Source organism: Gordonia metallireducens (assembly GCF_021245825.1).
GTDB classification, from domain to species: domain Bacteria; phylum Actinomycetota; class Actinomycetes; order Mycobacteriales; family Mycobacteriaceae; genus Gordonia; species Gordonia namibiensis.
Map to the genome: position 1 here is coordinate 19913 of NZ_JAJQJP010000028.1, position 26386 is coordinate 46298.

At 66.3% G+C, this 26386-nt stretch carries 23 protein-coding genes and 1 tRNA gene; 16 read left to right on the plus strand and 8 right to left on the minus strand.

Features of this window, described 5'->3' with window-relative positions; genetic code table 11:
- Positions 1 to 113: 113 nt before the first annotated feature.
- Positions 114 to 190, minus strand: a tRNA-Leu gene (locus LQD00_RS10935).
- A gap of 100 nt (positions 191 to 290) precedes the next feature.
- Between LQD00_RS10935 and LQD00_RS10940 the strand changes: the two genes are divergently transcribed.
- Positions 291 to 914 carry an ANTAR domain-containing response regulator gene (locus LQD00_RS10940; protein WP_232717180.1) on the plus strand — a complete coding sequence of 208 codons (624 nt, stop codon included), beginning with the start codon at positions 291 to 293 and terminating at the stop codon, positions 912 to 914.
- A gap of 167 nt (positions 915 to 1081) precedes the next feature.
- Positions 1082 to 2446, plus strand: a complete 1365-nt coding sequence (locus LQD00_RS10945; protein WP_232717182.1) for an ABC transporter substrate-binding protein — start codon at positions 1082 to 1084, stop codon at positions 2444 to 2446.
- A gap of 120 nt (positions 2447 to 2566) precedes the next feature.
- Here LQD00_RS10945 and LQD00_RS10950 read toward each other — a convergent pair whose 3' ends face one another.
- The 4 genes from LQD00_RS10950 to LQD00_RS10965 are packed head-to-tail and all read right to left on the minus strand — an operon-like array spanning position 2567 to position 6943.
- Positions 2567 to 3382, minus strand: coding sequence for an ABC transporter ATP-binding protein (locus tag LQD00_RS10950; RefSeq protein ID WP_232717183.1), 816 nt, complete (start codon positions 3380 to 3382; stop codon positions 2567 to 2569).
- Positions 3382 to 4542, minus strand: coding sequence for an ABC transporter ATP-binding protein (locus LQD00_RS10955; protein WP_232717184.1), 1161 nt, complete (start codon positions 4540 to 4542; stop codon positions 3382 to 3384). The genes LQD00_RS10950 and LQD00_RS10955 overlap by 1 nt, the downstream gene beginning before the upstream one ends.
- Positions 4535 to 5524 carry a branched-chain amino acid ABC transporter permease gene (locus tag LQD00_RS10960; RefSeq protein ID WP_154884419.1) on the minus strand — a complete coding sequence of 330 codons (990 nt, stop codon included), beginning with the start codon at positions 5522 to 5524 and terminating at the stop codon, positions 4535 to 4537. The genes LQD00_RS10955 and LQD00_RS10960 overlap by 8 nt, the downstream gene beginning before the upstream one ends.
- 3 nt (positions 5525 to 5527) lie before the next feature.
- Positions 5528 to 6943, minus strand: a complete 1416-nt coding sequence (locus LQD00_RS10965) for an ABC transporter permease subunit (RefSeq protein ID WP_232717185.1) — start codon at positions 6941 to 6943, stop codon at positions 5528 to 5530.
- A gap of 222 nt (positions 6944 to 7165) precedes the next feature.
- On the opposite strand from LQD00_RS10965, the gene LQD00_RS10970 reads away from it, so the two are divergent.
- The 6 genes from LQD00_RS10970 (at position 7166) to LQD00_RS10995 (ending at position 14457) form a co-directional block, all read left to right on the plus strand.
- Positions 7166 to 7735, plus strand: a complete 570-nt coding sequence (locus LQD00_RS10970; protein ID WP_232717186.1) for a GNAT family N-acetyltransferase — start codon at positions 7166 to 7168, stop codon at positions 7733 to 7735.
- 90 nt (positions 7736 to 7825) lie between these two features.
- Positions 7826 to 10573 (plus strand): DNA polymerase I, encoded by a 2748-nt coding sequence (gene polA, locus LQD00_RS10975; protein ID WP_232717187.1) that lies wholly within the window; start codon positions 7826 to 7828, stop codon positions 10571 to 10573.
- The gene (locus tag LQD00_RS10980) at positions 10573 to 11661 is read left to right on the plus strand and encodes an isocitrate/isopropylmalate dehydrogenase family protein (protein WP_232717188.1); all 1089 of its coding nucleotides are present in this window, start codon (positions 10573 to 10575) and stop codon (positions 11659 to 11661) included. The genes polA and LQD00_RS10980 overlap by 1 nt, the downstream gene beginning before the upstream one ends.
- Positions 11662 to 11769: 108 nt before the next feature.
- Entirely contained in the window at positions 11770 to 12708 is a 939-nt protein-coding gene (locus tag LQD00_RS10985) for an ABC transporter substrate-binding protein (protein ID WP_232717189.1), read from the plus strand.
- Between the two features lies 1 nt (position 12709).
- The gene (locus LQD00_RS10990) at positions 12710 to 13687 is read left to right on the plus strand and encodes an amino acid ABC transporter permease (RefSeq protein WP_232717191.1); all 978 of its coding nucleotides are present in this window, start codon (positions 12710 to 12712) and stop codon (positions 13685 to 13687) included.
- Entirely contained in the window at positions 13684 to 14457 is a 774-nt protein-coding gene (locus LQD00_RS10995) for an amino acid ABC transporter ATP-binding protein (RefSeq protein WP_269784897.1), read from the plus strand. The genes LQD00_RS10990 and LQD00_RS10995 overlap by 4 nt, the downstream gene beginning before the upstream one ends.
- Positions 14458 to 14471: 14 nt before the next feature.
- On the opposite strand, the gene LQD00_RS11000 is transcribed toward LQD00_RS10995, so the two are convergent.
- From LQD00_RS11000 to LQD00_RS11010, 3 genes are all read right to left on the minus strand, one after another.
- A complete protein-coding gene (locus LQD00_RS11000; protein ID WP_232717192.1) occupies positions 14472 to 15353 on the minus strand; it encodes a class I SAM-dependent methyltransferase in 882 nt (293 codons plus the stop codon).
- Between the two features lie 182 nt (positions 15354 to 15535).
- The gene (locus tag LQD00_RS11005) at positions 15536 to 16684 is read right to left on the minus strand and encodes a class I SAM-dependent methyltransferase (protein ID WP_232717194.1); all 1149 of its coding nucleotides are present in this window, start codon (positions 16682 to 16684) and stop codon (positions 15536 to 15538) included.
- A gap of 72 nt (positions 16685 to 16756) precedes the next feature.
- Positions 16757 to 17332, minus strand: a complete 576-nt coding sequence (locus LQD00_RS11010; RefSeq protein ID WP_232717196.1) for a 2'-5' RNA ligase family protein — start codon at positions 17330 to 17332, stop codon at positions 16757 to 16759.
- Positions 17333 to 17583: 251 nt separating this feature from the next.
- Here LQD00_RS11010 and LQD00_RS11015 point away from each other — a divergent pair, with 251 nt between their 5' ends.
- The 8 genes from LQD00_RS11015 to LQD00_RS11050 all read left to right on the plus strand — a co-directional run bounded on the left by LQD00_RS11015 (position 17584) and on the right by LQD00_RS11050 (position 26374).
- Complete coding sequence (locus LQD00_RS11015) at positions 17584 to 18486, plus strand: polyphosphate polymerase domain-containing protein (protein ID WP_406567002.1); 903 nt, start codon at positions 17584 to 17586, stop codon at positions 18484 to 18486.
- A gap of 19 nt (positions 18487 to 18505) precedes the next feature.
- Positions 18506 to 19183: a DUF4956 domain-containing protein gene (locus LQD00_RS11020; RefSeq protein ID WP_006867711.1), complete on the plus strand. Its 678-nt coding sequence runs from the start codon at positions 18506 to 18508 to the stop codon at positions 19181 to 19183.
- A 5-nt stretch (positions 19184 to 19188) separates the two neighbouring features.
- The gene (locus LQD00_RS11025; RefSeq protein WP_232717197.1) at positions 19189 to 20847 is read left to right on the plus strand and encodes a CotH kinase family protein; all 1659 of its coding nucleotides are present in this window, start codon (positions 19189 to 19191) and stop codon (positions 20845 to 20847) included.
- A gap of 310 nt (positions 20848 to 21157) precedes the next feature.
- The gene (gene rpsA, locus LQD00_RS11030) at positions 21158 to 22624 is read left to right on the plus strand and encodes a 30S ribosomal protein S1 (RefSeq protein ID WP_005201078.1); all 1467 of its coding nucleotides are present in this window, start codon (positions 21158 to 21160) and stop codon (positions 22622 to 22624) included.
- 145 nt (positions 22625 to 22769) lie between these two features.
- On the plus strand, positions 22770 to 23519 hold the full coding sequence (locus LQD00_RS11035; protein ID WP_232717198.1) for a TetR/AcrR family transcriptional regulator: 750 nt from the start codon (positions 22770 to 22772) through the stop codon (positions 23517 to 23519).
- A gap of 67 nt (positions 23520 to 23586) precedes the next feature.
- Positions 23587 to 24816 (plus strand): zinc metallochaperone AztD, encoded by a 1230-nt coding sequence (gene aztD, locus LQD00_RS11040; protein WP_232717199.1) that lies wholly within the window; start codon positions 23587 to 23589, stop codon positions 24814 to 24816.
- A gap of 63 nt (positions 24817 to 24879) precedes the next feature.
- Entirely contained in the window at positions 24880 to 25776 is an 897-nt protein-coding gene (gene coaE, locus LQD00_RS11045) for a dephospho-CoA kinase (protein ID WP_232717200.1), read from the plus strand.
- 127 nt (positions 25777 to 25903) lie between these two features.
- On the plus strand, positions 25904 to 26374 hold the full coding sequence (locus LQD00_RS11050) for a hypothetical protein (protein WP_232717201.1): 471 nt from the start codon (positions 25904 to 25906) through the stop codon (positions 26372 to 26374).
- Positions 26375 to 26386 lie beyond the last annotated feature (12 nt).

Here is a 26386-nt window from a genome sequence, read left to right on the forward strand (position 1 = left end):
CCGGTGACTGGCACCGGCGAGCCTCACTTCGACATGCAGACTTCGATCGGAGTCTGCATCTCGGGATCGACGTCGACCGGTTCGGAAGTGGGGTTCCGATGACCTGGGATTTTTGGTGCCCCCGGTGAGACTCGAACTCACACTGGACGGGTTTTGAATCCGTTGCCTCTGCCAATTGGGCTACGGGGGCCGGTGCGCGGGTTGCCCCGTGCAGGAGCCAACTCTAGATGATCGGCCGACCGGCCCGGTAACCGGTACTCTTCTGTTTCGACTATGGCGTGGAGGAGGGGATGGTGACAGTGACAGACAGTGCGACCACTACGGCCGGGGAGAACACGAAGACACATCGTGTTCTGGTGGCCGAGGACGACTCGCTGATCCGGATGGATCTGATCGAGATGCTCCGTGAAGAGGGTTATGACGTCGTGGGCGAGGCCCCGAACGGGCAGGTCGCCGTCGAACTCACGGAGTCCCTGAACCCCGACCTCGTCATCATGGACATCAAGATGCCCGTCCGCGACGGGATCGACGCCGCGACGGAGATCGCGGAGAAGAGGCTCGCGCCGGTCGTCATGCTCACCGCGTTCAGTCAGCGGGACTTCATCGAGAAGGCCCGCGACGCCGGGGCGATGGCCTATCTGGTCAAGCCGTTCACCAAGGCCGACTTGGTGCCGGCCATCGAGGTGGCCGTCAGCCGGTACCACGAGCTCAAGCTGCTCGAGCGTGAGGTCGCGACGATGAACGAGCGGCTGGAGACCCGCAAGCTCGTCGAACGCGCCAAGGGCTTGCTCATGCAGAAACAGGGCCTCTCCGAACCCGAGGCGTTCAAGTGGGTTCAGCGTGCCGCGATGGACCGTCGGACCACGATGAAAGCCGTGGCCCAGGTGGTCGTGGAGACACTGGGAACAAACTGACAAAGAACAAGTTGATTTGACGCAATGCGTCTGCGCGCAAGCCAGTTTCACTGTCTTTACGCAGGGGCAACAAGATCGCGCTAGCTTTCTTCCAGCGAGGCGCGGTTCGATGCGTCGATCTCGATGCGCCGCTCTCGTCCGACAAGAGAATCGCAAGGAGAGCATTGATGTCCTTTCGCTTTTTGACGAGCGGGGCAGTGGTCATGACGGCGGCGGCAGCGCTCCTCGTCGCCGGCTGCAGCAGCTCTGACTCTGGTTCCGACGAAGGGTCCGGAGGGTCGGCCAGCGCGGCCGTAGAGTCCACTCCCGCACCTCCCGGTCAGGGCCTCGCACAGAAATTGGCCTGTAACCCGCCGAAGGCCACGCCGGGCCCCGAGAGCACCGCTCCGCTGAAGATCGGCACCCTGCTCCCCGAGACCGGCTCCCTCGCCTTCCTGGGGCCGCCCGAGGTCGCGGCCGTCAAACTGGCGGTCAAGGACATCAACGCTGCCGGCGGCGTGCTCGACCAGCCGGTCGAACTGGTCACCGGTGACTCCGGTGACACCACCACCGACACGGCGAACGCCACCGTCGACCGCGAGCTCAGCGCGGGCACCCAGGTGATCATCGGTGCGGCGTCGTCGTCGGTGTCGCTCAAGGTCATCGACAAGATCGCCAACGCGGGTGCGGTCATGTTCTCGCCGGCGAACACCTCCGACGAGTTCACCTGTTACCAGGACAAGGGTCAGTACTTCCGTACCGCTCCCGCCGATGTCCTGCAGGCACAGGCACTCTCGCAGATCATGGCCGAGGACGGCGTCCAGCGTGTGTCCATTCTCGCCCTCAACGACCCGTACGGAACCGGCCTGGCCGACAACACCGTTCGCGACCTCGAGGCCGCCGGTGTGCCCGCCGACCAGATCCAGAAGATCATCTACGACCCGAACGCCCAGTCGTTCAACGCCGAGGTCGACCAGGTGAAGAACTTCAACCCGGACGGTATCGCTCTCATCGGCTTCGAGGAGAGCGCCAAGATCCTCACCCGCATGCACGAGATCGGCATCGGCCCGAGCGACGGCAAGCTCGTCTACGGCGTCGACGGCAACATGGGTAACGCGCTGGGCGGGTCGGTGGGCTCGGGACTGCTCGAGGGCATGAAGGGCACGACGCCGCTGACACAGACCAGCGCCGACTTCCAGAAGGCGCTCAAGGAGGTCGACAGCAATCTCATCGACTTCAACTACGCCGGCGAGAGTTACGATGCGGCCGTCCTGAGTGCCCTTGCGGCCACTGCGGCCAAGTCCACAGACGGCCGGTCCATCGCCGCGAACATCATCGGCGTCACGAACGGCGACGAGGACTGCGACTCGTACCAGGCGTGCCTGGATGCGCTGAAGAGCGGCAAGACGATTGCCTACGTCGGCAAGACCGGCAACCTGGCGTTCAACGCCGCCGGTGAGCCCAGCGTCGGCTCGTACGGTGTTCTCGAGTTCGACGGGGACAACAAGCTGTTGACCCCGACCCGCAAGTACGTGTCGGTGGCCGCGCAGTAGTTCACCACCAAACCAGGGACCCTCGGCTCACGAGCCGAGGGTCCCTGCGTTTGCCTGCTCACGAAATCCTTTGCCGCACAGCGTCCCCGTGTGAGCGGGGACGGAAACCGTGGGCGAAGACTATGCCTTCTTCTCCGAGCTGCCGGCCAGCGTGCCCAGGTAGAGCTCGATGATCTTGGGGTCTTTCGCCAGGTTGTTGCCGGTGTCGGTGTAGGCGTTGCGACCCTGGTCGAGAACGTAACCGCGGTCGCAGATCTGGAGGCAGCGGCGTGCGTTCTGCTCGACCATGATGATCGAGACGCCGGTCGCGTTGATCGCCTTGCAGCGGATGAACACCTCGTCCTGGAACATGGGGGACAGGCCCGCAGACGGCTCGTCGAGCAGCAGCACCGCCGGGTCCATCATCAGTGCCCGGCCCATCGCGACCATCTGACGTTCACCGCCGGACAGCGCGCCCGCCTTGATCTTCCGGCGCTCCGACAGGAGCGGGAACAGCTCGGAGACGAACTCGAATCGTTTCGCGAACGTCTTCGGGCGCAGGTACACGCCCATCTCGAGGTTCTCCTCGATCGTCAGTGCGGGGAACACATTCTGTGTCTGCGGGACGTATCCGACGCCCTTGTCGACGAGTACATGTGCCTTGGCCGAGGTGATGTCGTCACCGCGCAGGGTGACCGAACCCTCGCGAACCGGGATCAGCCCGAACAGGGTCTTGAGCAGCGTCGACTTACCGGCGCCGTTCGGCCCGATGATGCCCACGATCTCCCCGTCGTTCAGGAAGAAGTTGCACTCCTCGAGGATGTTGATCCCGGGAAGGTAGCCGGCGGTGATGTCGTCGGCCCGCATCAACGCGTTCGCGGCGAGCTTTCGGTGCTCGTCCGGCGTGGCCGCGAGCTGAGCGGGGGTCAGCGACCCGCCGTTCGATGCCAAGCTCATCACTCGGCCTCCTTCTTGTCGGTGTCGACCTGTCCCGGGGTGGCCCTGCCCGGATCGACGGGCGGTAGCTCGACCGGCTCCGAGAGGTCGCCGCCTTCTTCCAGGGTGGCCTCGATGGCTGCCTCGACCTGTTCGGCGAGTATCGCCGTCGCACCGACGGGCTGACCCTGGTCGTCGAATTCGAGCGCCTGATCATGGTGTCCGCCGAGATAGGCGTCGACGACGGCCTCGTTGTCGCCCAGACGATCCGGCAGGGATTCCGCGATGATCTGGCCCTGGGCCATCACCACCACCCAGTCACTGATGTCGCGGATCACGTCCATGTCGTGTTCGACGAACACCACCGTCACACCCTCGTCGCGCAGGGACTTGATGTGTTCGAGCAGGCTCTGCGTGAGGGCCGGGTTCACACCTGCCATCGGCTCGTCGAGCATCACGATCTCGGGGTCGGTCATCAGCGCGCGTGCCATCTCGAGCAGCTTGCGCTGACCACCGGACAGCGAGCCGGCGAAGTCGTCCGCCTTCGCGTCGAGCTTGAAACGCCGCAGCAGTTCGTGTGCGCGCTCGGTGATCTCGGCTTCCTGTTTGCGCCAGGTCCACGGTGCGAGGGCGGAGAGGAAGTGTTCGCCGCGCTGGCCGGTGGCACCGAGCTTGACGTTGTCGAGCACGGACAGCTTCGACAGTGCCTTGGTCAGCTGGAAGGTGCGGACCATGCCGCGACGCGCGACCTGATGCGGGACCATCCGGCCGAGGGATTCGCCGTTGAGCGACCACGTTCCGGAATCGGGCTTGTCGAAACCGGTGATCAGGTTGAAGAACGTGGTCTTCCCGGCTCCGTTGGGACCGATGAGCCCGGTGATCGCGCCACGCTGCACCTCGAGGTGGTCCACCTGGACTGCCTTGATGCCGCCGAAGGTGCGGGAGATGTTGTCCACCACGATGATCGGATCGGGTTTCGGTGATCCGGGTTCGGGTGACACCTCCGCGAACAGTCGCGAGCGCTCGGGTGCCGACAGGGTGGTCAGATCGCGACGCGTGGCCCGCGTACCGGCGATGTCGGGGTCGGTGTCGGTGTCGGTGTCGTCGACGACGATCCCGGTGTCGTTCAACGGCGTCGAGGACTCGTCGCCGGGTGCTGAATGGCGTCCGTCATCAGGCATCGAGCTGCACCTCCCTCTTGTTGCCGAGGAGCCCCTGTGGTCGGAACACCATCATCAGGATGATCGCCAGACCCAGCAGCACGTAGCGGATCGCGCCGACCTGCTGTGCCGAGAGGTCCAGGATGGGGTTGTCGCCGGCCGTGGCCTGGCGCAACAACGCGTCGGGGATGGCCAGCAGGAACCAGAACAGCATCGCGCCCACGACCGGTCCGAAGACCGTCGCCGCGCCACCGAGGATCAGTGCGCCGTAGGCGAAGAAGGTCTGGGCGGTGGAGTAGAAGTCCGGGTTGATCGACTGCGTCGCGAGTGCGTTGAACACGCCCGCGAGGCCACCGATACAACCGCCCAGGATGAGCGCCTGCATCTTGAAGAAATAGGCGTTCTTGCCGAGCGATCGGGCCGCGTCCTCGTCCTCGCGGACCGCCTTGAGCACGCGACCCCACGGGCTGTGCACGAGCAGATAGACCATGAGGCACAGGAGCAGGACGACGGACCAGCCCACCACCATCGACCACAGGTCGCCGCCGAGGAATTTGACCCCGAAGAACGAGTACTGCTTGCCGTTGTCGAACGGGCTGATCGAGAAGAAGCCGCTGGCGTAGCCGTAGATCCCGTTGGTGGAGTGGGTGAAATCGTCCGACGACGTCGACCGGAACACCAGTCGCAGGATCTCCGACGCGGCGATGGTGACGATCGCCAGATAGTCCGCGCGGAGACGAAGTGTCGGAATTCCGAGGACCACCGCGAGCATGCCCGCGGCGGCGATACCCACGATGGCGCCGAGCCAGAGGGGCTGGTCGTAGTTGACGGCCATGATGCCCACGCCGTATCCGCCGAGGAGGGCGAAGGCGATCTGCCCGAAGTTGAGCAGTCCGGCATAGCCGAAGTGCAGGTTGAGTCCGATGGCCAGTAGGGCGTAGAAGATCGCCGACGGGCCGATGAGCTGTGCGAACGCAATCTGTAGCGCTGAGATGATGTCCATGGGTCAGCCGATCCTCGCTCGCGATCCGAGAATGCCCTGGGGCCGGATGGTCAGGATGATGATCAGGATCAACAGGCCGCCGATGTACTTCAGGTCGGGGCTGAGGATGTAGGTCGACAACTGCACCAGCAATCCGACGATGAGGCAGCCGAGCAACGCGCCGTAGGCCGTGCCGAGTCCGCCGAGCGTGATGCCCGCGAACATCAGCAGCAGGAGCTTGAATCCCATCTCCCACTGGACGCGGCCGCCGAGCTCGGAGAGCGCGAACATCACGCCGCCGAGTGTCGCCAGGCCGCCGGCCAGCGCCCACACGAACAGGATGACCCGGTCGACGTCGATACCCGACGACTCGGCCAGGTCCTTGTTGTCGGCGACGGCGCGCATGGCCTTGCCGATCCTGGTGCGCTGCAACAACAGAGCGACGCCGAGGAGCACGACGATGCAGATGACGATGCAGGCGAGATTCACCGGCGTGATCGCGAACGGGCCCGAGCCGATCTGCGTCTGAGCCTGGTAGTCCTTGAACGGTTCGGACCGGTCCGAGAAGAAGATCAGGATCAGATACCGCATCACCAGGGCGAGGCCGATCGACACGACGAGCATGGCGATCAGCCCCGTTCGTCGTCGTCTCAGCGGTCTCCAGAGGCCGAGTTCGTTGAGGATGCCGATGCCGACGCCGACGATGACGGCGAGGATCGTCGCCGGGATCAGTTGCAGCCCGACCTTCACGTTGAACACCCACGCAACCACCGCGCCCAGGGTCACCAGCTCGCCGTGCGAGAAGTTGGTCAGGCCTGTTGTCCCGAAGATCAGGCTGAGGCCGACACCGGTGATGGCGATGATGAGACCGAAGCGGATGCCGTCGATGGCCAGACGGGTGAGTTCGGCGACCGCCGAGACCTCCGTTCCGGTCCGCACCTCACCGAACGAGAAGATGACCGGGCGTGCCGTCCCGCCGCTGACATCGACCGGCAGTTCGGACTTCTGGACCTCGACATCGTCTGGGAGAGAGTCGGTGTCGACGACGACGGTGTATTTCCCGGGCGGCACCATGATCGACCACGCGCCGGTCGCCGACGACGTTGCCGTCCCGACGACGCTGCCCGACGCGTCCTTGGCCTCGAGCTTCACCCCCTCGACCTTCTCGGTGCCGTTCCGCAGGACACCGAACACCCGGACCTCGTCGGGTGCGGCGTCGGCGGACGGGGTGCCGAAGAGTCCGCACAGCATCGACGCCGCGATGAAGAGCAGGACGGACAGGGCGGTGCGCCGCGTCGACGCCGGTGTGCGACGCCGGGATGGCGGGCGGCTGGACGGTGATCGGGTCTGGCGGGCGGGCTGACACTCGGGGCGATGCGCGTGAATCCGTTCGGAGTGGTCGTCGGACACGAGTGCGGCCTGCCGGTCAGGCTCTGTCATCGAGGGTGGTACCTCCTTGTGGAGCTGTTCGCCAGTGACATCCATCGGCACATGACCGGAGCCGACCAGTGCGCGGCCGGTCACCCTGCGGGACATTAGCCGCAGCGTCGTCGCAACGTGACGACAACGACGTTTCCCGGAAGTTACATCTGCTGCGGCGCAGAGAGAGTTCCGTGGACGGGTTTCGGTGGCGGCGTGCCCGTCGGGCCGTACGCTGGTCGGATGGTGCCGGTGACCGTCACGCAGACGAAAGATGTCGAACTCGCCAGTGCGTTGCTCGCGCAGGCGTTCGCCGACGACCCGGTGACGGTCTGGATGGACCCGGACACCTCTCGGCACCGCGCGGTGTTCCGGACGCTGCTCGTCCACACCCACGGGAAGGGGTCGACGATCGACCTCGCGATGCGCGACGGGCAACCGGTCGGTGTGGCCGCCTGGGATCCGCCCGGGCACAAGATCTCGACGCGGGCCCAGCTCGTGTCGTCCTGGGAGTTCCTGCGGACCCTCGGTCCGCGGATCGGCCGCGGGATCAAGCTCGAGACCGAGTTCGCCAAGCACCGGCCGAAGGAACCGCACTGGTACCTGGGCCAGATCGGCGCGCCGATCCAGGGGGCCGGCATCGGCACGGCGCTGCTGCAGCACCGGCTCGAGCAGATCGACGGCCCGGCCTACCTCGAGAGCTCCAACGCGCTCAACGTCCCGCTGTACGAGCGGTTCGGCTTCCAGGTCACCGAGGAGTTCGAACTTCCGCTCGACGGACCCAGGGTCTGGGCGATGTACCGGCCGATGTGACACCTGGCCGCCCCTCATCCGACCGGCCCTTCCGGTCGTCCCAGGCGGGGCGGGTCCGAGTGTCGGGACGGATCACTAGACTCAGCGACTGTGAGTCCAGCGCAGAGTTCCCCGGCAGCTACCCGTACCGGCAGCAAGGGCAAGACCAAGCAACCGGTCCTCATGCTCCTCGACGGGCATTCCCTGGCCTACCGGGCGTTCTTCGCGCTTCCCGCCGAGAACTTCAAGACGGCCACCGGGCAGACCACCAACGCGGTCTACGGCTTCACCTCGATGCTCATCAACCTGCTGCGCGACGAGGAACCCACGCACATCGCGGCCGCCTTCGACGTCTCGCGGAAGACGTTCCGCTCGGAGATGTTCCCGGAGTACAAGGCGCAGCGCTCCAAGTCGCCCGACGAGTTCAACGGACAGGTCGACCTCACCAAGGAGGTCCTCGACGCGCTGGGCGTCACGGTCATGGCGATCGAGGGCTTCGAGGCCGACGACATCATCGCGACCCTCGCGACCCAGGCTCGCGAACAGGGCTTCAAGGTCCTGATCGTCACCGGCGACCGCGACTCGCTGCAGTTGGTCGATCCGTCGACCACCGTGCTCTACCCGCGCAAGGGTGTCTCGGACCTCACCCGCTTCACCCCTGAAGAGGTGGAGAAGAAGTACGGCCTCACCCCCACCCAGTACCCCGACTACGCGGCCCTGCGCGGCGACCCCAGCGACAACCTGCCCGGCATCCCGGGTGTGGGGGAGAAGACCGCGTCGAAGTGGATTCGCGAGTACGGATCGCTGGCCTCGCTCGTCGATCACGTCGACGAGGTGAAGGGCAAGGTCGGAGATGCGCTGCGCGCGAATCTGGCCTCGGTGCAGACCAACCGTCAGCTCACCGAACTCATCCGCGACATGCAGCTTCCCGCAGGACCCGAAGACCTCGCGATGGTCGGCTGGGATCGCGACCGTATCCACCAGCTCTTCGACGACCTCGAGTTCCGTGTCCTGCGCGACCGCCTGTTCTCGACCCTGAGCTCGGTCGAGCCGGAGGCCGAGGCGGGGTTCGATCTCGACGGTTCGGTCCTCGGCGCCGGCGAGGTCGCGGGATGGCTCGACGAACACGCCCGGACCGGCCGGACCGGTCTCGCGGTGACCGCGCCGCACGTCGTCGTGGGGTCCGACCCGACCGGGCTGGCGATCGCGGCGGCCGACGCCTCGTCAGCGTATGTCGACGTGACCACCCTGACGCCGGAAGACGATGCGGCGCTGGCCAACTGGCTCGCCGACCCGCAGGCGCTCAAGGCTGTTCACGAGGCCAAGTGGGCGGTGCACGCGCTGCGTTCGCGCGGGTGGAAGCTCGACGGCGTCACCAGCGACACCTCGTTGGCGGCATACCTCGTCCGCCCCGGGCAGCGGACCTTCAACCTCGATGACCTCGCCCTGCGATACCTGCGCCGTGAGCTGCGCGCCGACACCGGTGCGGGCGACGGCCAGATGTCGCTGCTCGACGACGACACCGAGGGCAAGGTCGCCGAACAGCACATGCTCGAGGCGCGCGCGGTGCAGGAGCTCGCCGACACCCTCGACACCGAACTCGACCGCATCGACTCCAAGCCGTTGCTCACCGAGATGGAGTTGCCGCTGTCGTTCGTGCTCGCCGACCTCGAGGCCGCCGGCATCGCCGTCGACGTCGACCACTTCAACGCGCTGGCACAGATGTTCAACGACCGCATCCGTGCGGCCGCCGAGTCCGCCTACGAGGTCATCGGCGAACAGATCAACCTCGGTTCGCCGAAGCAGCTGCAGACCGTGCTCTTCGACAAGCTCGACATGCCGAAGACCAAGAAGACCAAGACCGGTTACACCACCGACGCCGACGCGCTGCAGTCGTTGTACGAGAAGACCCAACATCCTTTCCTCGCACACCTTCTCGAGCATCGCGACGCCACGCGGTTGAAGGTCACCGTCGACGGTCTGCTGAAGTCGGTGGCCGACGACGGTCGCATCCACACGACCTTCAACCAGACCATCGCCGCCACCGGGCGCCTGTCGTCGACGGAGCCGAACCTGCAGAACATCCCGGTCCGCACCGAGGCCGGACGAGAGATCCGCCGCGGCTTCGTCGTGGGGACGGACCAGGCGTCGGGCGTGAACTACGACTGCCTGATGACCGCCGACTACAGCCAGATCGAGATGCGGATCATGGCGCACCTGTCGGAGGACGAAGGTCTGATCGAGGCCTTCAACACCGGCGAGGACCTGCACAACTTCGTCGGATCGCGTGCCTTCGGTGTGCCGATCGACGAGGTGACCACCGAGATGCGTCACCGCGTGAAGGCGATGTCGTACGGACTCGCCTACGGCCTCAGTGCTTTCGGGCTCGCAGCCCAGCTGAAGATCAGCCGCGACGAGGCCAAGGACCAGATGGAGGCGTACTTCGCGCGCTTCGGTGGTGTGCGTGACTACCTGCACGACGTGGTCGCCGAAGCCCGGCGCAACGAGTACACCGCGACCCTGTTCGGCCGCCGGCGTTACCTGCCCGATCTGAACAGCGACAACTGGCAACGACGCCAGTCCGCGGAGCGGATGGCGCTCAACGCACCCATCCAGGGCACCGCTGCCGACATCATCAAGGTCGCGATGATCAACGTGCACAAGCGTTTCCTCGCCGAGAAGCTGACGTCGAGGGTGCTGCTGCAGGTCCACGACGAACTCGTGGTCGAGGTGGCGGCCGGAGAGCGCGACGCGGTCGAGGCCGCGGTGCGCGAGGAGATGGGCAACGCCATCACGCTGTCGGTTCCGCTCGAGGTGTCGGTCGGGTTCGGTCGGTCCTGGGACGACGCGGCCCACTGATGGTCTCCTCGCCCAGGCGGGTCGGCGTTCTCACCGGCGACGGCATCGGGCCGGAGATCGTGCCCGCCGCCATCTCGGTCGCCGACGCGGCTGCCGCGGCGGAGGATTTCCGGATCGACTGGGACGAACTCCCGTTCGGCGCCACCGCCATCGCCTCTCACGGTGACCCGGTTCCCGAGGCGACGCTGTCGGCACTCGACGATCTGGGACTCTGGATCGTCGGACCGCACGATTCGGCGTCGTATCCGCCCGAGCACAGCAGTCGCACGCCGGGTGCGGTCCTCCGTAACCGGTACGGGCTCTTCGCGAATCTCCGTCCTGCCAAGGCGTTTTCGGGGGTGCCGGCCACCGCGCCCGACATCGATGTGCTGATCGTCCGGGAGAATTCCGAGGGCCTGTACGCCGACCGCAACATGGCCGTAGGGAGCGGTGAGTTCATGCCGACCCCCGACGTCGCGTTGGCCGTGGGGCTCGTGACCCGCGCGGCGAGTGAGCGCATCGCGCGGGTCGCCTTCGAAGCCGCACGCGACCGCGCGGCGTCGGGGAGCCCGGCTCGGGTGACCATCGTGCACAAGGCGAACGTGCTGCGCCTGACGACCGGGCTGTTCCGCGACGCATGCCGGGAGATCGGCGAGGAGTTCCCCGACGTCGAGATCACCGAACAACACGTCGACGCCATGGCTGCGCTGCTCGTGCGCCGGCCCGCCGACTTCGACGTCGTCGTCACCGAGAACCTCTTCGGCGACATCCTGTCGGACCTGGCGGGCGAGCTCGCCGGCTCGCTCGGCATCGCCGGTTCGGTCAACTGCTCGACGACCCAGGTGATGGCACAGGCGACGCACGGTGCCGCTCCCGACATCGCGGGACGCGGTGTCGCGAACCCGGTCGCCATGATCGCGTCGGTGTCGATGGGGTTCCGGCGGTTCGGGCTGATGACCGACGACCCGGCCCTCGTCGCGGCGGCCGATCGGATCGATTCCGCTGTCGCCGACACCCTCGCGGCCTCGATTGCGACCGCTGACCTGGGCGGGACGGCATCGACCAGCGAGTTCGCCGACGAGGTGGCGCGGCGGACCCGTGTCGCCTGACGCGCGCGAAGACATGCGTGAACCCCCGGTAGCCAGCCGCCGAGGCCGGTGCAAACTACAGTGAGTTGGTCTGATCAGGTGATCTGTACGTCATCGAAGGGATGTGTTGTGGAACGGGCCTCGACGCGGGTCGACCAGCGCTGTGTCCGGTCGCGCGTGGCCCAACTGCTCGCCGTGTTCCTCACGTTCGCGGTCGTTCTCACCGGATGCGTGAACAACGAGGAGCGGGAACGCGCCAACCAGGTCACACCGATCAACGTCGACGTGGAGAAGGTGCCGGCGATCGCGGCGCTCGTCCCACCCGAGATCGCGCGCACCGGACGTCTGGTGGTCGGCGTCAACGTGCCCTACCAGCCCAATGAGTTCAAGGGGCCGGACGGCAAGATCATCGGCTATGACGTCGACCTCATGAACGCCGTCGGCAAGGTGCTCAACCTGCAACCGGTGTACAAGGAATCGCAGTTCGACACCATCATCCCGTCGGTCCAGGCCGGGACCTACCAGGTGGGGATGTCGTCGTTCACCGACACTCTCGAGCGGGAGAAGCAGGTCGACTTCGTGACCTACTACAGCGCAGGTGTGCAGTGGGCGCAGTCCGCGGACTCCGACGAGACCATCGACCCGGCGAATGCGTGCGGCCGGCGGGTCGCCGTGCAGACCACGACCTACGAGGACACCGACGAGATCCCGGCCAAGAGCGCGGAATGCGTAGCGAAGGGTCTCCGGCCGATCGACAAGGTGAAGTTCGACAGCCAGGACGAGGCGGTCAACGCCCTGATCCTCGGCCGGGTCGAGGCGATGTCGGCCGACTCGCCGGTCACCGCCTACGCCATCAAACGCACCAACGGAAAACTGAAGGCGGCCGGTGAACTGTTCGATTCGGCGCCGTACGGATGGGCGGTGCGCAAGGGCTCACCGCTGGGACCCGCGATGCAGAAGGCAGTCCAATACCTGATGGACAACGGACAGTACGAAGAGATCGCGGCCAACTGGGGCCTGCAGGAGGGCATGATCGATGCTTCCGTCATCAACGGGGCGGTGAGTTGAGATGACCTCACCGCAGACCGACACCACCACGGCCGGCGAGCCCGAACCGATCAAGGCGGTACCGCTCCGCAGACCGGGGCAGTGGATCGCCGCCGTCATCATCCTCGTGTTGGCAGGGCTCTTCGTCTACGGAGCCGCCACCAACAAGGCCTACGCGTGGGGCACCTACGCCCAGTACATGTTCGACCAGCGCGTGCTGTCCGGCGTCGGATACACCCTGGCCCTCACAGTGCTGGCGATGACCATCGCGATCGTCCTCGGCGTCGCGCTCGCGATCATGCGACTCTCGCCGAACCCGGTGCTGCGCGGCACCGCCTGGGTGTACCTGTGGATCTTCCGCGGGACCCCCGTCTACGTGCAGCTCGTCTTCTGGGGACTGTTCCCCGCGATCTACAAGCAGATCGACGTCGGCATCCCCTTCGTCCACCAGTTCGCGTCCTTCGACATCCAGACGCTCAACGCCGCTTTCCTGTTCGCGGTCATCGGCCTCGCCCTGAACGAGGCCGCCTACATGGCCGAGATCGTGCGCGCAGGCGTCTCATCGGTCGGTGAGGGACAGTCCGAGGCGTCGATCGCTCTGGGCATGTCGTGGGCGCAGACCATGCGTCGCACCGTGTTGCCGCAGGCGATGCGGGTGATCATCCCGCCCACCGGCAACGAGCTGATCTCGATGCTCAAGACGACCAGCCTCGTGGCGGCGGTTCCGCTGACCCTCGACCTCTACGGGCGCGTGCGTGACATCTCCGGCGTCAACTTCGAGCCGATCCCGCTGCTGCTCGTCGCCTCCACGTGGTACCTCGTCGTCACCAGCATCCTGATGGTCGGTCAGTACTACGTGGAGCGCTATTACTCGCGGGGCGCCACCCGCGCGCTCACCGCACGCCAGCTCAAGGCGATGGCCGATGGGCAGACCGCTGCCACCGGCGACATCGCGGACGGGCCGGGAGCCGGCCGCACGACCGGGGGAGAGAACGCATGAGTTCCGCCGAGACACCGATGGTCCTCGCCGACCGGGTGTGCAAGCGCTTCGGCTCGGTCCAGGTCCTCAAGGGGATCTCGCTGGAGGTCGCCCGAGGCGAGGTGACGTGTCTGATCGGGCCCTCCGGCTCGGGTAAGTCGACGTTCCTCCGGTGCGTCAACCATCTCGACGTCGTCAACGCCGGCCGCCTCTATGTCGACGGCGACCTCATCGGCTACCGCGAACGCAACGGCAAGCTCTACGAGCTGAGCGCCAAAGACGCTGCCGCGCAGCGTCGCGACATCGGGATGGTGTTCCAGCACTTCAATCTGTTTCCGCATCGGACGGCTCTCGAGAACGTGATCGAGGCACCGATCCAGGTGAAGAGGGAGCCGCGGTCCGCGGCGATCGAACGCGCCGAGTACCTGCTGGAGCGGGTCGGTCTGTCCGACCGTGCCGACGCCTACCCGGCGCAGCTGTCGGGCGGTCAGCAGCAGCGCGTCGCGATCGCCCGCGCTCTCGCGATGGAACCCAAGCTCATGCTCTTCGACGAGCCGACCTCGGCACTCGACCCCGAACTCGTCGGCGACGTCCTCAAGGTGATGCGTGAACTCGCCGCGTCGGGCATGACCATGATGGTGGTGACCCACGAGATGGGCTTTGCGCGAGAGGTCGCCGACCAGCTGGTCTTCATGGACGGCGGCGTCGTCGTGGAGAAGGGCGACCCGCGCGAACTCCTCGCCAACCCGCAGGAGGAGCGGACGCGGGAGTTCCTGTCGAAGTTGCTCTGAGACTCGAATTGCCCTCAAGACGCGGGGCGTACCCGCGGCTGTTCGGGCTTGTGGCTGCAGAAGATCGCGGTGCCGGGGAAGTAGCGTCCGCGGAACGGGCTCCACTGGCCCCATTCGCGGTCGTGATCGTCGGGCCACTCGGGTTCGATGATGTCGTCGAGGATGAACCCGGCGGCACGTAGTTCGCGGACGCGGTCGCCGATGGTCCGATGGTGTTCGACGTAGGTGATCTGCCCGTTCGGGTCGGTCTCGGTGTACGGCGTGCGGTTGAAGTAGGGGATTCGAACGGTCAGCCCTTCGGGGCCCGGGTCGTCGAGGAACATCCAGCGCATCGGATGGTTGACGGCGAAAACCCAACGGCCGCCGGGCTTCAGGACTCGTGCGACCTCGGCCATGACGCCGGCGGAGTCGGCGACGAACGGGATGGCGCCGAAGGCGGAGCAGACGGTGTCGAAGGACTCGTCGGCGAAGGGCAGGGTCTCGGCGGTCGCCTGGATCAGCGGCACGCGCACCTCGTCGGCGTCCATGGCATCGAGACCGATCCCGAGCATGCGCCGAGACAGGTCCACGCCCACGGCATGGGCGCCGTGAGCGGCGAGCCACCGGGCGCACGGCGCTGAGCCGCAACCGATCTCGAGGATCGTGCGGCCCTCGATCTCGCCGAGGAGTCCGGCCTCGGACTCGCGGACGCCCTCCGGGCACCAGACGAAGTCGCCGCCACCGGTGTACGTGCCGAGGAAGGCGCCGTGCTCGTCGTGGTAGTTCTCCGCGTCGTGGTCCCACCACCAACGGCTTGCTCGGTCACTCGTCGCGGAGTCGACGTCGCCCAGGACGCGCGGGGGCCGCACGGAGGTCTCCTGCTCGGTGGTGCTCTCGCGGTCGTCGTCGGTGGACATGCAGCGATGATATTGCTCGGGGTCGGTCGACGAGCCAACCGGTGCCGGGAGCGGAGTGAGCGGGCCGAGGTCTACCCGGTGCCGGGAGCGGAGCGAGCGGGCCGAGGACTACCCGGTGCCGGGAGCGGAGCGAGCGGGCCGAATCTCAACCGGCGCCGGGAGCGGAGCGAGCGGGCCGAGGACTACCCGGTGCGGAGTTCGTAGAACCGGAAGAAGGCGAAATCCTCGATCGGCAGTACCTCGACGCTCCGGAAACCGGCCTGTTCGGCGTAGGACCGCAGGGTAGCGGGTCGCATCACGGTGCCGGTGGCGACCGACGGTGGTGAACTCATCGAGTCGGGTAGGCAGACGAACAGCGAGAACCCGTACATGAGTTTGTCGAGTTCGTCTGCGGGACCGGAGAATTCGTCGGACACTGCTTCGTCCATGGCGATCATCGGTGCCCCGGATGCGAGAGCCTGCCGCGCCGCGGTGAGAACCTCGACGGGCCGGGGCATGTCGTGAAGGCATTCGAAGGCGAAGGCGGCGTGGAACGGGCCGTGCCGAGCGGCTTCCTCTCCGCCGGCGATCTCGAAGTGCACCCGCTCGGCGAGCCCGGCGGCCTCGGCGTTCCGCCGTGCCATCTGCACGGAATCGGCGTCGATGTCGAGTCCGAGGAGCCTGGCGTCGGGGTAGGCATGGGCGAGTGCGATCGTCGAGTATCCGGCGCCGAACCCGATGTCGAGGATCTGGGCACCCGGGCGGGACAGCAGTTCGTGAAGGTGGGGCACACCGGTGAGAGCGGGTGCGAGTCGGGACTCGAACCACGGCCTGTTGAGGGCGGCCTGCGATTCGCGTGCGTCGGTTCCGAACTGTTCCCAACTGACACCTCCGCCGGTGCGGTAGGCGTCGAGCAGTTCCGGCAATCGACCGAACGACGCGGCGAACATTCGCGGTAGTGCACCGAGATAGTTCAGGCTGGAGGTATCGGTGAGGACTTCGGCGACGCCGGGGGAGATGTCGAATGTCGTTGCGGTCCCGGACAGGTCGGCGTCGAGGATGCCGTAGGCGGCCTGCATCTCGAGCCATTCGCGGGCGAATCGTGCATCGGTGGCGGTCCGGGTGGCGAGGTCATCAGCGGTCAGCGGGCCGTGATCGGCGAGACACTGGTACCAGCCGAGGCGCTCCCCGAGGTAGACGCTCATCGTCTCCGCCGTTGCCAGGGTGGAGTGGAGGAATCGCTCGGCGAATTCGTCGGCGGTCGGTGCCGCGGAGACGACTCCGATGTGGTCTGCGCTCGTACTGTCCGCGCCCTGCCCGGAAGGTGTGGTGCTGTCAGGGGTGATCGTCATGGTGGAACGATGTCAGCGTCGGCTCACGGGCCGGTCACGGAGCGGTTTCGACTCGGGGCCCATCCCCGCAGGTCAGCAGGCTCGGCCGGCGACGACGTGCTCGGTTGCGGCGTCGGGATCCCAGCGGCGCAGCGCGGTGAAGGTGCAGACCCGGTCGGGTTCACCCAGTGGTTCGAGCGTGGCGAGTGCCTCGCCGACCTGGTGGTAGGTGAGGCGGCGGCCCAGGGTGATGTGCGGGGTCCATCCGCCCGGCTCGACATGCGCGAAGGTGCTCGGGTTCTCGATGCCGGCCGCGGCGTCGTCGGGGTGAATCGTGTGACCGCGAACCGTGCGTGCCACCTGGGCGTGGAGCGACAGCAGTTCGGTGCTGGGGACGACGAGCAGCGCCAGGGTGTGGCGGGAGCCGTGACCGAACACGACGGGTGCCCCGATGATGCACCGCAACGGTAGGCGCTGGGCGGCGGGACCGAGAGCGGCGTCGGCGGCGGAGGTGATGTGGCGTGCCGCCAGGAGGGTGACGTGCGGACGGTTGGTGTCCGATCGCACGCGCTGCGCACTGGGAAGGCCTCCGTCGGCGAGCGCTGACCAGCGGCGCCGCACCCAGGCGTCGGTGTCGTCGTCGGGTAACAACTCGATCGAATGTGCCACGGATGTAGTCAACCAGAGCACCCGTACAGCGCCCCGCGGTTCGGTTCACGATCACCGGCAGGTGAGCGACGTGTCTGCTTTCCGCATGTCCCAGGGCTCTCGGCACTCGCTGCGTTTACCCAGGTCAGAGCTGACAGCAACTTCCCAGTTTCACCGCACCGTTTCCGAAGGTTCATCTGATGAAGTGGACGAGTCCTCCGAACGGGGTGATCTGCGGCCGCTGAGCATGTGGCCGCCGAGGAAGGAGAAGTGTGGGAATCACGAGCTGGTTCAAGCGGACCGGCGGTGACGAATCATCGACCGACGAGGACCCGCCCACACCTGTACGCGCGTCCGGCTTCCAGGAGACCGCCAGCAGACTCCACGCCTTCAATCGCTACGAGATCAAGTACTTCGTCGACGAGATGCGCGTGCCCGAACTGCGTCGAGAGTTGGCTGCGCGCATGGACTCCGATCCGCACTCTCCGGTGGGCGGATATCCGGTCACGTCGCTGTACTACGACACTCCGGATCTGCGCTTCTACTGGGAGAAGATCGAAGGGCTCAAGTTCCGGCGGAAGTTGCGGATGCGGCTGTACGGCGATCCCGCGGCGTGCACCGAGGAGACCCCGGTGCAGATCGAGATCAAGCAGCGGGTCAATCGCGTCACACAGAAACGACGGACCGCCATGCCCTACGGCATCGCGCGGAGCTGGCTCGACGACCGGCAGACGATCGACTGCGACGACTCGCAGAGGCCGTTCGTCGAAGAGGTCACCACACTGATCGGAAACCTCGACCTCCGGCCGACCGTCACCACCGGCTATCTACGCGAGGCATTCGTGGGTCGCGACGCCGATCTCGGACTCCGGGTGACCATCGATCACAAGGTGCACGGCCGTGACCGCGACTTCTACTTCGGTTCGAAAGCCCGGAACCGCTTCACGATCCCGCCGCGCCTGGCGATCGTCGAACTCAAGGCCAACGAACGGGTGCCGTACTGGGCCACCGACCTGACCGCCCGGATGGACATGTCGGTGATCCGGGTCTCCAAGTACTGCCAGTCGATCCAGGCTTTCGGATTGGCGCCGAGGTCGATCGTCGGTGCACCGGAACTGATCATCCCGCCGGGCGAGCACGACCGGGTGCCCGACGACCTCTTCAGCACGCTCTAGATAAATCTGAAAGCAGACAATGAACTTCGAGATCCAAGACCTCAGTGGCACATTCACCACCTTCGACATCATCGTGTCCCTGTCGCTGTCCTTCGTGCTGTCGGCGATCATCGGCTGGGTCTACCGGCTGACCCACAAGAACGTCTCCTACAGCCAGTCCTATGTCCAGACCTTGGTGATCGTCGGCATGGTGGTGTCGCTGATCATGCTCGTGGTCGGATCGAACATCGCCCGGGCGTTCGCGCTCGTCGGCGCGTTGTCGGTGGTGCGATTCCGCAACGCCATCAAGGAGACACGCGACGTCGGCTTCATCTTCCTGGTCATGGCGATCGGTATGACCACCGGTACCCGCTTCTATGTCCTGGCGATCGCGGCCACCGTCGCGATCTGCCTGGTGATGGTGCTGATGAGCAAGTTCAACTGGTTCAAGCTCGACGTCCAGCGTCAGGTCGTCAAGGTCCAGGTTCCGCCGGAGCCCGAGTACACCGCCCGCGTCGAGGACGTGTTGATCGACAAGTGCAAGGAATTCGAGCTCGTGTCCACCGAATCCGTTCGCTCCGGGGCCTTGTCGGAGCTGTACTACACGGCCCAGCTGAAGAAGGGCACCAAGCCGGGTGAGCTGATCTCCGCGCTGAGCGCGGTCAACACCGGACAGCGCGTCACCGTGCTGACCGGCTACGACCAGACGGACATCTAGAACCGATGTCCGACAGTCCCGACGGCCGTACTCCCGCGGCTCCCGCGGAAACCGCTCGTCTGACACCCCCGCGTGCGCGCTTACGGCACCGCATCCCACGGTCGCTCCGCCAGCACTGGAAGTGGCCGGTGGCGTTCGTCGTCTTCGTCCTCGTGATGGCAACGGTGTTCGGCGGGTGGAAGATCCGGCCGTTCATCACCGGGGACGCGGATGTCATCGCCTCGGAGATCACGACGAACGTCGCCGGGACCGTCGACCTGTTCGATCCGTCGGTCTCCCACGAGCTGACCATCGACATGACCGATGCGGAGTACCGGTCGATGCTGTCGTCGTTCGAGAAGGACGGCAGCAAGGACTGGGTCACCGCCGACGTCGTGATCGACGGCACCCGTCTCGACGACGTGGCCGTCCGGCTCAAGGGCAATTCGACCCTGATGGGCCTGCGCGGCAAAGGGTTCGGTCCGGGTGGGGATCGGAAGGGCGGTGGTCCGCCGCAGCCGGCCGGCGGCGCAGAAGGGGCACCGGGACAGATGCCGCCCGGGTTCGATCCCGCCGCATTCGATCCAGGTGCCCTGGACCGGATGCGCAAGACGATGACGCAGGTGTCGAAGGACGACCCGACGTCGTTGCCGTTGCTGTTGAGCTTCGACGAGTATTTCGACGGTCGCGCATACCAGGGCATGACCGAACTGTCGGTGCGGCCGGGTAGCCCGGTGCTGAACGAGGCGACCGCACTGTCGTTGACGGCGCAGACCGGCCAGAGCTCGCAGCGCTACGGCTACGTGACCTACTCGATCAACGGCAGCGCCACCGCCACCAAGCTGGTCCTCGAGCATCCTGAAGCGAGTTATGCGGTGAGCCTCTTCGACTCGAAGGGCTACCTCTACAAGGCGGACGCGAACTCGAGACTGAAGTATGTCGGGGACGACCAATCCGACTACGCCGAGCAGTTCGTACAGATCAACTCGGTCGGCAGCGGCAACCTCCAGCCGATCATCAACCTCGCCCGCTGGCTCGACTCAGCCGACGACCGGGAGTTCGCCGAGGAACTCGACCAGTGGGTCGACGTGAAGTCCTTCGCAAGGTACGTGGCCACGCAGAATCTGCTGGGCAACGGCGACGACATGAGCGGACCGGGTCAGAACTACTACCTCTGGTACGACCTCGGGTCGAAGAAGTTCACCGTCGTCTCCTGGGATCTCAACCTCGCCATGAACGGGGACCCCGGTGCCGGGCCTGATGACGAGGTCTCCATCGGACCCATGGGCGGCCGCCGCGGACAGCAGCCGCCCGGTGCGGCCGGCCCGCAGCCTGCGGCGGGCGGCGAGCAGCCCACGGCAGACGCCGTGCCGCCGCCCGAGGGAGCAGGACCCGGCGGAGCGCGACCGCCAGGTCTGCGTGACGTCAAGAACCCCTTGAAAACCCGTTTCCTCGCCGCGGCGACCGAACCCGGGGGAGCATTCGTCGATCTGTACCGCTCCACCTACTGGGAGCTGTACGACCGGATCTACGCCGACGGGCTCGCCGACTCCGTACTCGACGGTGTCGCGGCAGCCGTGCCGGTCACCGACAAACTGTCCGCGGGCGACCGAGAGGAAGCCGTCGAATCGCTGCGGTCGTGGATCACCAAACGCACCGCGGCACTCGCGTCACAGCGCGATTAGCCACCGATCGGTGCAGAATGTGACCACAGACCCTTGTCGACCCTTGTCCGCGCGCTCGAGGGGAACGGAACACGACTACCCGGCGTGTCGGCCGTCACTCACCGAGTTCGTCACAGGCTGCGCGAGAGGGGCCGTCTCAAGGGCATTTGCCCAGCACAATCCCGCTGGAGTAGGCTTGGAGAACGCGCGTGCGCTCGATGACGCGCGACAGGCACGCGCCCCGATCGAAATGCTTCTGATCAGGGGTTTTGTGCCGATCAATACGTCAAGCACTGTACCTACTACACACCTGTCCGGAGCAACTCAACATATGTCGTCCCCCACGATCACCTCGCCGCAAGTAGCCATCAATGACATTGGCACTGCCGAGGACTTTCTCGCCGCCATCGACTCCACGATCAAGTACTTCAACGATGGCGACATCGTCGAGGGCACCATCGTCAAGGTCGATCGGGACGAGGTTCTGCTCGACATCGGTTACAAGACCGAAGGCGTCATTCCTTCCCGCGAACTGTCGATCAAGCACGATGTTGACCCCAACGAGGTCGTCAACGTCGGTGACGAGGTCGAGGCCCTGGTCCTCACCAAGGAGGACAAAGAAGGCCGTCTGATCCTCTCCAAGAAGCGTGCGCAGTACGAGCGGGCTTGGGGCACCATCGAGGAGCTCAAGGAGAAGGACGAGGCCGTCAAGGGCACCGTCATCGAGGTCGTCAAGGGCGGCCTGATCCTGGACATCGGCCTGCGCGGCTTCCTCCCGGCATCGCTCGTGGAGATGCGTCGCGTCCGCGATCTGCAGCCGTACATCGGCAAGGAGATCGAGGCCAAGATCATCGAGCTCGACAAGAACCGCAACAACGTGGTCCTGTCGCGTCGTGCATGGCTCGAGCAGACCCAGTCCGAGGTCCGCAGCGAGTTCCTGCACCAGCTGCAGAAGGGCCAGGTCCGCAAGGGCGTCGTGTCCTCGATCGTCAACTTCGGTGCGTTCGTCGATCTCGGCGGCGTCGACGGTCTGGTCCACGTCTCCGAGCTGTCCTGGAAGCACATCGATCACCCGTCCGAGGTTGTCGCCGTGGGCGACGAGGTCACCGTCGAGGTCCTCGACGTGGATCTGGACCGCGAGCGTGTTTCGCTGTCGCTCAAGGCCACTCAGGAAGACCCGTGGCGTCAGTTCGCCCGCACCCACGCGATCGGTCAGATCGTCCCGGGCAAGGTCACCAAGCTGGTGCCGTTCGGTGCGTTCGTCCGCGTCGACGAGGGCATCGAGGGTCTGGTCCACATCTCCGAGCTGGCCGAGCGCCACGTCGAGGTCCCGGACCAGGTTGTCGCCGTCAACGACGATGCGATGGTCAAGGTCATCGACATCGACCTCGAGCGTCGTCGTATCTCGCTGAGCCTCAAGCAGGCCAACGAGGACTACACCGAGGAGTTCGACCCCTCGAAGTACGGCATGGCCGACAGCTACGACGAGCAGGGCAACTACATCTTCCCCGAGGGCTTCGACGCCGAGACCAACGAATGGCTCGAAGGCTTCGAGAAGCAGCGTGAGGCATGGGAGGCCCGGTACGCCGAGGCCGAGCGTCGCCACAAGATGCACACCGCCCAGATGGAGAAGTTCGCCGCTGCCGCAGCCGAGGCTGCCAACGCCCCGACCGACTACTCGTCGGCTTCGGAGAGCCGCGGTGGCTCGTCGAACACCGGTGGCGCTTCCACCGGCGGTTCGCTGGCCAGCGACGAGCAGCTCGCCGCTCTGCGCGAGAAGCTGTCGGGCAACGCCTGATAGCTCCGCTCCCGCAGGAGATCTGCACTGAGCACACGAAAGCCCTCCCGGGATTCCCGGGAGGGCTTTTCGTTTCCCCGCCGGACAATCCGCCGCCCACTGGGTACGGTGAGGATCTCGTACGCTGTACGGAAAGAGGTGCCCCATGTCGGCAGCCGACGATGCCCGGACACTGGTTCGGTTGCTGTGGCGTGGACGCGGGGAACCGCAGGCGCCCAGGCGTGGTCCGCGCCAACGGGTCACCGTCGACGAGCTCGTCGGCAAGGCGATCGCGCTCGCCGACGAGCGCGGACTGCCGGCGGTGTCGATGCGGACACTCGCCGCCGAGCTCGGCGTCGGCCCGATGACCCTCTACACCTACGTGCCCACGCGAGACGTGCTGGTCGCGCTCATGGTGGACCATGTCGCCGGCGACCCGATGCCCGGCCCGGCGTCGACCGTCCGGGAATCCCTCGCCGAGGTCGCACGCCATCTGCGCGCCGAATACCTGGCGCATCCCTGGTTGATCGACGCCAACCCGTGGCGACAGGTCCTCGGTCCCCATCGCCTCGCCCGCTACGAACGCCAACTCGAACTGCTCGAACCGCTGGACATCTCGGACCTCGACCGCGACCACATCCTCGGTCTCCTGTCCGCCTTCGTGACCGGCAACGCCCGGGAGGCGCTGGCAGCCGATGCGGCGGTGGCCGACAGCGGCATGACCGACGTGGAGTGGTGGGAGGTTGTCGCACCCGAACTCGACGCGGTGATCCCCGACGGGGAGTTCCCGCTCGCCGATCGCGTGGGAACCGTTGCAGGTGAACATCATCAGGCGCCGGGAGCTCCCGACGAAGTGTTCGATTTCGGCCTCGCGCGACTACTCGACGGGTTGGCGCCGCTGATCGGGGACGGCTGACTCCGATCCCATCGTAGGCAACCATGCGTTGTTGACAATCATTTTCATTAGACGGTTGACTGTCCGAGTGCTATCACCACGAACAACTCTGACCCGTTCCCTCGCGCTGCTCGCGGCGTCCTCCATCGCGCTCGTCGCCTGTGGCGACACCGAGCAGGCGGCCCCGCCCGCCGAATCCTCGAGCGGACCGGCGGAACAGCAAAGCGCCACACCGCGACTCGCCCTCAGCTACGACGGCGGGATCCTCGTGCTCGACGCCTCCTCGCTCGAGCAGATCGCCGACCTTCCCGTCGACGGATTCGTCCGGTTGAACAGCGCGGGCAACGGGCGGCACGTCTTCGTCTCCGAGGCCGACGGGTTCCGTGTCCTCGACACCGGCACCTGGACGAAGGCGCACGGCGACCACGGTCACCACTACACGACCCAACCCTCGCTCACCGGGATGCGTTTCGGCGGAGCCGAACCCGGACACGTCGTGGTCCACGACTCGCGTATCACTCTGTTCAGTGACGGCACCGGACAGGTCGACATCGTCGAACCCGCGGAACTGCTGCGCGGCAATCCGGTGGCCACCACGTTCACGGTCCCGCAAGCCCATCACGGTGTGGCCGTCTTCCGCGGCGACGGATCGGTCGTGGTCACGCGCGGCGACGAGGAATCGCGCAGTGGTATCGCGATCCTGGACAAGCAGCGGAACGAGATCGCCCGGAACGACGAATGCCCCGGCGTCCACGGCGAGGCCGCCGCAGCCGACGGCCGCCTGACCTTCGGCTGCGAAGACGGCATCCTGATCGTCGACGGCAACGACATCCGCAAGGTGGCCGGCCCGGACTCCTACGGCCGCATCGGGAACCAGGCCGGTGACCACGGTTCCCCGGTCGTGCTGGGTGATTACAAGAGCGACGAGGGTGCCGAACTCGAACGGCCGACACGCTTCTCGCTGACCGACACCCGAACGGGCGACCTCCGGCTGGTCGACCTCGGCACCTCCTACAGCTTCCGGTCGCTCGAACGTGGCCCCGGCGGGTCCGCGGTGATCCTCGGGACCGACGGCGCGCTACACGTGTTCGACGCGCAATCCGGGAACCGCACCGCCCGCATCCCGGCGATCGGGGAATGGGCCGAACCCGACGAATGGCAGTCGCCGATGCCCAATGTCGTGGTGCAGGACCGCATCGCGTACGTCGCCGACCCGGCGTCGAAGAAGATCGTCGCAATCGACCTGAACACGGGGGAGAAGGTCGGCGAGGCCACCCTGCCGCACGAGACCATCGAACTCGTCGCGGTCACCGGCTGAGGCGACACGACACACGGGGCGCCGGTGCGCACCGGTCAGGAACCTGTTTGCCAGACTGGTGGCGTGATCAGGCTAGGACTGACCGGTGGCATCGGCGCCGGCAAATCGACCGTGGCGAAGACCTTCGTCGAACGAGGCGCGTACATCATCGACGCGGACAAGATCGCCCGCGAGGTGGTCGAACCCGGTTCGGAGGGTCTCGCCGGGCTCGTCGAGGCCTTCGGTCCGGACATCCTGGCCGCGGACGGCAGCCTCAACCGTCCGGCGCTCGCGGCGAAGGCATTCGTCGACGAGGAGTCGCGCAAGACGCTGAACGGGATCACCCACCCGCTGATCGGTGCGCGCACGCAGGAACTGCTCGCGGCGGCACCCGACGACGCCATCGTCGTCCAGGACATCCCCCTGCTGGTCGAGAACCACACCGCGCCGTTCTTCCATCTCGTGGTGATCGTGTTCGCCGACGCCGACGTCCGACTGCATCGCCTCACGACGATGCGCGGCGTCGACGAGGCCGACGCGCGTGCTCGGATCGCCGCGCAGGCCACCGACGAGCAGCGTCGTGCGGTCGCCGACGTCTGGCTGGACAACTCCGGAACTGCCGATGATCTCGCTGCTGCCGCGGCGCGGGTCTGGGACGATCGGCTGGTGCCGTTCGAGGCCAACGTCCGCGCGCGCCGGGTCGCCGATCCGGTCCCCGAACTCGTTGCCGCAGAACCGAATCCGGATGGTCCGGCGGGGCGTCTGGTCAATCGGCTGTGGGCGATCGCCGGGGAGCGGGCAACCGCCGTCGAGATCGCCGACGCGGCGAAGGTCGAGCTCCGGATCACCGCGCGCGACGACGCCGCATCCGCAGATCTCGTCGACCTCCTCGCGGACGGCGGGTTCGCGCCCGCCGGTCCCGGTGTTCACGGGTCCTGCGATCCGGGGCGGCCCGCGACAGTTCGGGTCGCAACCGCCTGAGGGGCCAAACTGACTACGAATGTTGCCTGAATTGGCCACATGGCGCGTTCCGCGCTGTTAGCTTTGCTTTCGACGCGCCGATCCCGGTGCGGACGGCCGAGTCGGTACAGCGCTGTGAGGAGCACATATGTGGGGTTCGGGGAGTTCGAAACACGTGCGTAGGGTCGTCGGCGGCATCGTTGTCGGAGCGGCGCTCACGGCCGCCGCGATCAGTGCTGCGCCGGCGAACGCAGCCCTGCAGGGAATCGCCGTCGACACGCTGCCCGGCTACGGCTCCTCGGCGAACGGGTCGTCGAACTACAACCTCTACGGTGCGGGGTGCGCCTACACGTTGTCGGTGATCGTCGGCGATCCGAAGTCGGCGAAGTCGACGCTCAGGGTGACGTCCACCCGGGCGGGCCGCACCGTGACGATCTACAACGCCAAGCCCGCCACCGTCGAGGTCACCCCGATCTGGCGGCCCTCGGCGCCCGGACGGTACGTGCTCACCGCGAACCTCGACGGGGTGGTCAAGACGCGGACCGTCGACGTGGGGACGGGAGTGCAACTGCCGCAATTCATCCGGAACGGCGCGTGCTTCGTGTTGCCCATCTACTGAGTCCGTCGTAGG

Bases quoted from the DNA above. Each gene is read 5' to 3' on its own strand.
- LQD00_RS10940 (WP_232717180.1), top strand. From the start codon at position 291: ATGGTGACAGTGACAGACAGTGCGACCACTACGGCCGGGGAGAACACG.
- LQD00_RS11020 (WP_006867711.1), top strand. From the start codon at position 18,506: ATGAACTTCGAGATCCAAGACCTCAGTGGCACATTCACCACCTTCGAC.
- LQD00_RS10945 (WP_232717182.1), top strand. From the start codon at position 1,082: ATGTCCTTTCGCTTTTTGACGAGCGGGGCAGTGGTCATGACGGCGGCG.
- LQD00_RS10950 (WP_232717183.1), bottom strand. From the start codon at position 3,382: ATGAGCTTGGCATCGAACGGCGGGTCGCTGACCCCCGCTCAGCTCGCG.
- LQD00_RS11035 (WP_232717198.1), top strand. From the start codon at position 22,770: ATGTCGGCAGCCGACGATGCCCGGACACTGGTTCGGTTGCTGTGGCGT.
- LQD00_RS10965 (WP_232717185.1), bottom strand. From the start codon at position 6,943: ATGACAGAGCCTGACCGGCAGGCCGCACTCGTGTCCGACGACCACTCC.
- LQD00_RS10990 (WP_232717191.1), top strand. From the start codon at position 12,710: ATGACCTCACCGCAGACCGACACCACCACGGCCGGCGAGCCCGAACCG.
- LQD00_RS10980 (WP_232717188.1), top strand. From the start codon at position 10,573: ATGGTCTCCTCGCCCAGGCGGGTCGGCGTTCTCACCGGCGACGGCATC.
- LQD00_RS10955 (WP_232717184.1), bottom strand. From the start codon at position 4,542: ATGCCTGATGACGGACGCCATTCAGCACCCGGCGACGAGTCCTCGACG.
- LQD00_RS11025 (WP_232717197.1), top strand. From the start codon at position 19,189: ATGTCCGACAGTCCCGACGGCCGTACTCCCGCGGCTCCCGCGGAAACC.
- LQD00_RS10970 (WP_232717186.1), top strand. From the start codon at position 7,166: ATGGTGCCGGTGACCGTCACGCAGACGAAAGATGTCGAACTCGCCAGT.
- LQD00_RS10960 (WP_154884419.1), bottom strand. From the start codon at position 5,524: ATGGACATCATCTCAGCGCTACAGATTGCGTTCGCACAGCTCATCGGC.
- LQD00_RS11050 (WP_232717201.1), top strand. From the start codon at position 25,904: ATGTGGGGTTCGGGGAGTTCGAAACACGTGCGTAGGGTCGTCGGCGGC.
- LQD00_RS11005 (WP_232717194.1), bottom strand. From the start codon at position 16,684: ATGACGATCACCCCTGACAGCACCACACCTTCCGGGCAGGGCGCGGAC.
- LQD00_RS10995 (WP_269784897.1), top strand. From the start codon at position 13,684: ATGAGTTCCGCCGAGACACCGATGGTCCTCGCCGACCGGGTGTGCAAG.
- rpsA (WP_005201078.1), top strand. From the start codon at position 21,158: ATGTCGTCCCCCACGATCACCTCGCCGCAAGTAGCCATCAATGACATT.
- LQD00_RS11000 (WP_232717192.1), bottom strand. From the start codon at position 15,353: ATGTCCACCGACGACGACCGCGAGAGCACCACCGAGCAGGAGACCTCC.